This is a genomic window from Protofrankia sp. CiT1 (genome assembly GCF_917627335.1).
GTDB lineage: Bacteria > Actinomycetota > Actinomycetes > Frankiales > Frankiaceae > Protofrankia.
Genome location: NZ_CAKJTP010000045.1, coordinates 1 through 6,786, shown reverse-complemented (window position 1 = coordinate 6,786; position 6,786 = coordinate 1). Strand labels below are relative to the sequence as shown.

General features: G+C 68.6%; 6 protein-coding genes. 3 read left to right on the top strand and 3 right to left on the bottom strand.

What is annotated here, in order from left to right; all coding sequences use genetic code 11:
• From MJ785_RS10000 to MJ785_RS09990, 3 genes are all read left to right on the top strand, one after another.
• Nucleotides 1-1,133, top strand: a 1,133-nt coding sequence (locus MJ785_RS10000; protein WP_239380549.1) for an SbcC/MukB-like Walker B domain-containing protein, incomplete at its 5' end; no start/stop codon positions are given.
• The gene (locus MJ785_RS09995; protein ID WP_239380547.1) at nucleotides 1,130-2,377 is read left to right on the top strand and encodes a Wadjet anti-phage system protein JetD domain-containing protein; all 1,248 of its coding nucleotides are present in this window, start codon (nucleotides 1,130-1,132) and stop codon (nucleotides 2,375-2,377) included. The genes MJ785_RS10000 and MJ785_RS09995, both read left to right, overlap by 4 nt.
• Nucleotides 2,378-2,575: 198 nt before the next feature.
• Nucleotides 2,576-3,109, top strand: a complete 534-nt coding sequence (locus MJ785_RS09990; protein ID WP_239310699.1) for a toll/interleukin-1 receptor domain-containing protein — start codon at nucleotides 2,576-2,578, stop codon at nucleotides 3,107-3,109.
• A 210-nt stretch (nucleotides 3,110-3,319) separates the two neighbouring features.
• Here MJ785_RS09990 and MJ785_RS09985 read toward each other — a convergent pair whose 3' ends face one another.
• The 3 genes from MJ785_RS09985 to MJ785_RS09975 all read right to left on the bottom strand — a co-directional run.
• On the bottom strand, nucleotides 3,320-4,144 hold the full coding sequence (locus MJ785_RS09985; protein ID WP_239332014.1) for an alpha/beta hydrolase: 825 nt from the start codon (nucleotides 4,142-4,144) through the stop codon (nucleotides 3,320-3,322).
• A gap of 255 nt (nucleotides 4,145-4,399) precedes the next feature.
• The gene (locus MJ785_RS09980) at nucleotides 4,400-4,900 is read right to left on the bottom strand and encodes a hypothetical protein (RefSeq protein WP_239380546.1); all 501 of its coding nucleotides are present in this window, start codon (nucleotides 4,898-4,900) and stop codon (nucleotides 4,400-4,402) included.
• A gap of 377 nt (nucleotides 4,901-5,277) precedes the next feature.
• On the bottom strand, nucleotides 5,278-6,786 hold a 1,509-nt coding region (locus tag MJ785_RS09975; RefSeq protein WP_370652913.1), incomplete at its 5' end, for an XRE family transcriptional regulator.

Below are 6,786 nucleotides of genomic sequence, written 5' to 3'. Positions count from 1 at the left end.
ACGTAACGGTACTCGGTGAGTCCCAGCGGTCGATGGCCGACGAGGTCGGCCGCGCCCAGCTGGCACTCGACTCGGCCGCCGCGGCAGGCGCCGAGGTCAGCCAGGAGCAGCAGGCGTACCTGGAGACTCTGTTCGACAGCGGACCGGAGGGCACCGCCCCGGCGGAGGCGCTCGCGGAGTTCGACGGGGCGGTGAAACGAGCCAGTGAGCGGCTCCGTACCGGCCAGCAGGCCGCGACGGAGACGATCAGCCGGTCGAAGAAAGCCCTGCACGACACGTTCTCGACATTCGTCGAGCGCTGGCCCAACCCGAACCTCGGCACCGACGCGGAGGACTCCTACCGCGACTTCGAGCGTCTGCTCGCCGACCTGGAGACCAGCGGACTGCACGAGCTGGAGGCCGAGTGGCGGGACAGCCTGCTCACCCTGTCCGGCAATGACCTGACCGGCCTGGACAGCGAGCTCGCCGCCGCGGTACGGGAGATCCGCGACCGGATCGATCCGGTCAACCGCATCCTCGCCGGACTACCGTTCGCCGATGACAGGCACCGGCTGCGCATCGACCCGCAGGAGAGCCATTCCACGGTGCGCGCCCGGTTCCGCAAGGACCTGCGTGACGTCCGCGCTTTCCTCGACCAGGCGGCAACGGAGGCCGACCGGGACCGCGCCTATCATCGGATGGCCAAGGTGATCAACCGCATCCGGCGCACCGCACCCGACTTCGCCGACCTTGTCGATGTACGAAACCATGTTCGGATCAGCGCCGAGAAACACGATCTCGACGGTGGGCACGTCGCCGTGTACGACCACATCGGCGAGAAGTCCGGGGGTGAGTCGCAGGAGCTCGTCGCGTTCATCGTCGGGGCCGCGCTGCGGTACCAGCTGGGCGATGCCGGCGCCGACCGCCCCCGCTACGCCCCCGTTTTCCTCGACGAGGCGCTGATCAAAGCGGACGCGCACTTCACTGGTCGGGCTATCGGCGCGTGGCGCGGCCTCGGTTTCCAGCTCGTCATCGGCGCTCCCAACGACAAGCACAGCGCGATCGAGCCGCACGTGGACGCCGAGTACCTGATCCTCAAGAATGCCCAGGGCCGATCCTGGGCGAAGCCCCTGGTCGGTGTTCCGGACGCATGAGCGCGCTCGTCACCCCGACGGACGCAGCGGCTGCCGTCCGCCGAAAGCTCGATCAGAAGTGGGCGGAAGCCGTGTGCGCGGAGCATGGCGTCGGCGACCACGTCGTGTTCTCCGTTCCGCTCCGCCCCGGTGTGTCGACGGGCAAGGCTGTCGAGCGGCTCGGATACGCCGCCTGGTACGAGTGGCACATGCGGTGGCGCGAGTTCTCCGAACGACTGCCTACCGGCGTGGAACTCGTTCGCAAAGCGGTGACCATCCGAGGAGTCGCTGGCGATTTCCCTGCCATGCTCCATGCGGACATGGACGGTGGCGTCACGCTCGTCACCGACGCCCGTACCAGCGCCGCGCCACCGGCCGTGGACATCAGCCGTGCCCATGCGCTCGCGTCAGCGCTGCGGTCCGCCGACGCGATCCTCACCCCGGCGACGCTTCGGGCCGTCTACCGCCTCCAGGCCAACGACGTGGAGGTACTGCTCAGTGCCGTGACCTGGCTACACCAGCACCCCGATGCTGGCGCCTGGACGCTGCGGCAGCTCCCGGTCCCCGGTATGCACACCAAATGGCTTGACACCCACGGCGCGCTGCTGCGCGACGTCGCGGGCCGCGATGTCCGAGACGAGGTCAGGCCCCGGCTGGCCGTCATGCACCTGACGTATGTCGATCCTGACCACGCCGCGTCGGGCCGCCGCAGGCACGACGCCTGGACCACCGGTGACACGCACGACATCGCCTACCGGCCAGGCGTGGTCCTCGTTGTCGAGAACCGCGACTCCCGCCTCTGGTTCCCGTCAGTCAGGGACACCATCGTCGTCGAGGGCGGCGGCAAAGCCGCAGCCGCCCTGCTGGCGAACGTTCCCTGGATCCGCACCGCGGACCACGTCGTCTACTGGGGCGACATCGACGCCGACGGGTACGCGATCCTCGACCAGTTTCGCGCCGCGCTAGCCGAGCCCTTCCCAGACGGCGCGCCAGCGAAGCCCGTCACCTCCATCCTCATGGACGCCACAGACCTGCACCGCTACGCCCGCCACGGCATTAACCATGACCAAGCGGGCCGTCCCATCCAGCCGTCACCGACGGCCCTGCCGCACCTGACCGAAGCCGAGGCCACCGCGTACAACACCATCGCAACCGCGGGCCCCACCCCATTCCGCCGGATCGAGCAGGAGGTCATCCCCCTCGCCCACGCAGCTGCCCGACTGATGCAGATCGTGAAAGGGCGAACTTCCGGCGGCGGCCACTAGTGTCGACCACGATCACTCGGCGTCCTCCCGGACGGCACGTACGTCGGTAGCACGGCTGCTGTGGCGGCCGGCGGATGATCAGAGCTTCGTGCCTCGGATGGCGGTGCCGTCACACTACGGGGAGAACGTCCGGGCCTCTTATGGGTGATCATGGGAGTCGTCGGCAGGTGGCGGGCTTGGGAGTGGGATGCTGCTGATATGGCCGACGGGGGATCCATCGAGGCGCCGCAGCGTTTCTTCGTGTCGTATACGGGTGTCGACGTCCGGTGGGCGGAATGGGTCGCGTGGACGTTGGAGGCGGCCGGGCATGAGGCGCTGATTCAGGCGTGGGATTTCGGGCCGGGCTCGCATTTCGTCGGTGAGATGCAGAAAGCACTGGCTGGTGATCGGCGCACGGTGGTGGTGTTGTCGGCCGCCTATCTGAGGTCGGCGTTTGCCACGGAGGAGTGGCAGGCGGTGTGGGCGGCCGATCCGGCGGGCGCGCGACGATTACTGCTGGTGGTGCGGGTCGAGGACTGTGACCGGCCAGGGTTGTTGCGTCAGATCGTGTCGGTGGACCTGTTCGGTGTCGACGACGAGACCGCGCGGGACCGGCTGGTGGCAGCGATTGCGCAGGGGCGGCGCAAGCCGGCCGTGGCGCCAAGCTTGCCTACTACGCCCGTGGGGGACTGTCCGCGATCCGCCGGGCGGCGGATCTCACCCAGACCCAGCTCGCCCGGCAGCTCGGGGTAGGCCAGGCGTCCGTGGCGAAGACGGAGAATCCGTCAGATCCGAGGGATAGGTACGCTGTCGCGACATCCTCCAGAGCTCTCACGATCACCACCCGCCAGGTCACGAAACCCCGCGAACGCACGCCCAGCGCACACCTCGCGGCCAGATTGCGCGCCCCACCTGGGATCACCCACGGTTACCGGGAAGAGAATCTCAAACGCCTGCTAATCCCTATGCCCCGGCGGTCACCCACTCCGCCACGGTTCGGATCACGAACGCCTGCCACTCCTGGCTCTGCGGCTGGAGGTACTGCGGGTCGTCGTGGACGGCGAAGCCATGCTGCGCGCCTTCGACCTCCACCAGCTGGGCGTCGGCCGTGAACCTGGCCATCGCGGCACGCGAGGACTCGATGGGCACCAGGGTGTCCTTGGTGCCGTGCACCACCAGCGTAGACGCGGCGATCTCACCGATGACCTCGTCCGGCCGCAGCCAGAAGACCTCGTTGAGAATCGGCCGGCCGTGCCTGAGGGTCGGCGTAAAGGTGATCGCCCCCTGCTCGTTCAGCGTCCGGGCAGCCTCGTCGTCTATGTGATCGTCATGCCAGTACGGCCGGCTGTCAATCGTGCGCCACTTGTAGTTGAACTGCGGGTTGAGCAGTACCAGCCGGGACACGTCCGCCGGGCACTTGGCGGCGTAGTAGCCGCAGATGCCGCCGCCGAAGCTCGCGCCGAGCAAGGTCGCGTGGCCGACGCCGGTGGCCTCCTGGACGGTGGCCACGGCAACCCGGATGTCGTTGAGGATGGACGCCAGCGTCAGCTCCTCCTGCCGGCCCTCGCTTTCCCCGTGCCCCCGCAGATCGAAGCGCAGCGACGCCACACCGACATCCGCCAGCCCGGCGGCCAGCCGGGTGAAGAAACCGCCCTCCTCACGGGTGACACCGCCGCCGTGGACCAGGACTGCGGCGCGCTCCGCAGCCGCCTCCGGCGTCGCCAGCGTCGCGGCCAAGTGCAGCCCATCGAGCGTGTGAAGCGAGGTCACGGTCTCGTGCACGGGCATGGCCTCCTTCCTCCTTCGGCGTCGCGGTCGTCGGCCATGGCCATCCTCTGGCGAACAGTCGGCCTTGGCCAAGGCCGGTCGCCGCGTGGGAGATCCCAGTCCAGCACCCGCAGGCCATCGGCGCCCCGTTGCCGCACAGCCAGGTCATCTCCTCGGCGGCTGCTGCCGTCGCGCTGTTCATGTACGCGGACCAGTGGCAGAGGCGCCAGACGCTTCCGCCCCGAGCACCATGCCGCAGCAGAACGACGAGGGCACTCAGCGGGCGTCGATCGTCCCCAACCCCGCCCAGTCCGCCATCCCGGCTGTGATCAAAAACTTGACCTTGGCCTGGCCCTCCACGCGCACGACGTCGGTGAAGCATGCGCACTCTGTCAGCGGGCGACTTGCTGCCACGCACACGACGATGCCGGTCACCTGGAGTCCCCGCGCGGCGGCGATCAAGTTTTCGCCGACCGCCGGCAGCGGCAGCCGCTTCACCAGTTCTGCCGCGAACTGCCGCTCGACGGAGGAGCGATTGAGCAGCTTAAGCGTCCGGTCGGTGACCTCAACCAGCCCTTCCCGAAGCCGGTCTTGCGCATCCAGGATGGTCCGTGCCAGCTTGGCAAGGGCACTGCACCGGCGTCCTGACCAGCTACGAGTAAGCCGCTGCCATGTCTCGTCACTCACGTACTCGGTCGCGCGCCCGATGACGACTTCCTGAGGACTGGAGCTGGCGATCAGGCCGATGCACGCCTCGGCGGCAGAGCGTACCCGCAACTCTTCACGGCTCGGAGACAGCGGCGCTGAACGGCGCGGCGCTGATGACGCGGTTCTTGGGCGAGGCACTGCTGGTGTGCGTGCCGTGCTGCGGCGCGGACGAGTCTGAACTAATGACCACGACGGGTGATGCCTACAGCGCAGACCGGCCTCCTTGACCCGATTTCTACAACTTGTGCCGCGCTGGGTAGTCCCTCCACACCTGAACTGGACCATGCACTGAGCGTCAGATCCGATGCATTACGCAAACAATAGTCAAGTTGGCCATCCGTTGATGAAACGGGCTAGTGCGCCCCATCCTCGGATTCAGCCCGTATGCGCTGTTGACCAGAAGTCATCCACGGAACTCACCCAGGTAGCTGGACATACGCGACTCGCTACGCCAACATCGCTTCCCGGAACTCCCGCGGCCCCGGACGGGAGCGCCAGGGCATCAACGTCCGGGCCACGTCCGACAGGATGCCCGTCGTACGTTCCGACCTGGTTGCCCGCGCGATCTGCAAGGCGTCGAGGCCGACAGCGGCGGCGTCATCCGGGTGGCCGCTGAGGGCCAGCGCTGCCGCCCGACGCGCCCCGAACAGCCCGGTGTCGCGGCGGGACAGGCTGTTCCCCGCCAGGATGTCCGCGAAGATCCCGGCTGCCCGGTTAGGAATCCCGGCCTCGGTGTAGACAGCGGCGGCACGCAGTTGCAGCGTGGCGGTGGCGACATGCAGACCAGTGGCATCATCATCCGGCGCGGTTTCACCGAACGCCATGCGGGCAGCGTCCAGCTTGCGCTCGATCACGGGCAGCGGTTCGCCGTGCGTCGCCAGGGCCAGGGCCTCCTGCTGCAACAGCTCAGCCTGGACAGATGGCGGCGCGGCCGGGCACACGCGGCTGGCGGCTTCGGCCAAGGCCAACGTCCGGGCCAAGTCGCGGCCGTCGTAGGCCATCTGCGACTTCTTGACCAGCACGTATGCCTGCATCGGGGCATCTTGGGCTTCCTGCGCCCACTCCATGGCGCGGTCGTACCAGTAGGCCGCCGATAGCGGATCATGTAAATCCCGGTACAGCCATCCAGCGAACTCCGCACCATCCGCGCCAACCGCCAGCAGTCCCCGCCGCGCCGCCGGCCGGACGTCGCGGGCGTGTTGCTGGATTGCGCCCAGGATGCCGAGCACCATCGGCAGGACACGCAGCGGTCCGAGCCGGCCGTCGTCCCCCTTGCAACGCTCGAGCTGCTGGGCGAAGGAGCCGACGACCGAACCGTCCAGGTAGCGACGGGCATCCTCCAGCGCGGCGGCCATGTGCCGCAGCTCGTCCACACCGGCAAAGGGCAGGATGCGGGCAGCCCGGCGCTCCAGTGAGGCACGGCCGGCACTGGTGATCAGGCGGTTCAGGCCGGCGGTCTCGGCGACTTCGGCGTCGATGGGCAGCGTGATCTCCCGGCCGCCCACCACGACCGGCAGGAAGATCGGCGGACGGGCTTGGGCTGGTTGCCGGGCACGCGGTTCGCCGGGCAGGTCGAACCACAGCAGCTCGGCCGGGATGCCGAGAATCTGGCTGTAGCGGATGAGCTTGCTGAGTTCTTCGGGGGCGCAGCCGTTCTCGATGCGGCTGAGCTGGGCCTGGGTCAGGCCGAGCCACGTGCCGACCAGTTCCTGGGGCAGCGTGTAGCCGTGGTGCGGGTGGTGGCGGTAGGCATAGATCACCCGGCCCATATGCCAGGTAGCCAGGGCGTCGCGCATCTGGTCGAGCGTCCAGAACTCCGGTGGGACGGCCGGCGGCCGGGCCTGGGCGTCGAGGGCGGCGCTCTGGCAGGGGCTGCACATCGCCCCGGCGTTGTCGGCGGCGAGCCGATGGCCGCAGCGTGAACAGTGCCGCAGGCGGGGCGCGGTCGTCATCGG